Annotated in this window: 1 protein-coding gene; it reads right to left on the bottom strand. The window is 71.2% G+C overall.

The window, feature by feature from the left end:
• Nucleotides 1-2: 2 nt before the first annotated feature.
• Nucleotides 3-688, bottom strand: a 686-nt coding sequence (locus tag WX88_RS31200; RefSeq protein ID WP_197076996.1) for a carbohydrate-binding protein, incomplete at its 5' end; no start/stop codon positions are given.

Genomic DNA, 688 nt, shown 5'->3' with positions numbered 1-688 from the left:
CGTTATTTTTTGATAACGCGGAGGGTCTGTCCATCCTGGGTGCGGAGCAGGTAGAGACCGGCGGGGCGGTCAGCCAGGTCGACCTCGGTGGTGGTGGCGGGCAGCACCTGCAGCAACTGGCCCTGGGCCGAGCGCAGCTCAAGCGTCTGCTCGGGGGCGGCGGGGAGCTGGCCGGGGGCCGCTTGCAGGTGCACCGAGCCGGTAGTCGGGTTGGGGAAGAGCGTGGGCCGGGCCGCAGCCGACAGCTTGGTGGCTGAGGTGGCCACGCGGGCCTGGGGCGTGGCGGCGGGGATGGCGGCCTCAAACCAGTTCAGGTTCCAGCCGGCGGCCGTGGCGAAGAGGCGCAGCGTCTGCGGGCCGGCGGCCAGCGTGGCCGTGGCCGAGACAGTGGTCCAGCTCTGCCAGCTGCCGGTGCTGTTGACGGTGACCGTGTGCAGGTCGGTGCTGCCCAGGCGCAGGGTGATTTTGCCGCCGCCGGTCTGGCTGGCCACGCGGTAGGTGAAGGTGTAGGTGCCGGCCGTGGGCACGGTCACGGCGTAGTCGAGCCAGTCGCCGGCTTCGACGAAGCCGATGTTCTGGCCGCCGCCGGTGTCGGAGGTGTTCTCGGCCTGCACGCCGCTCTGGGCCGTGAAGTTTTCGGCCTGGATGCGGCCGAGCGTGGCGCTGGGTGGGGTAGTGGGGCCGGTGA

This window comes from Hymenobacter terrenus, assembly GCF_000972495.1.
GTDB classification, from domain to species: Bacteria; Bacteroidota; Bacteroidia; order Cytophagales; family Hymenobacteraceae; genus Hymenobacter; species Hymenobacter terrenus.
Note: the sequence above shows the minus strand (reverse complement) of the source record. Positions and strands in the feature narration are given on the sequence as shown.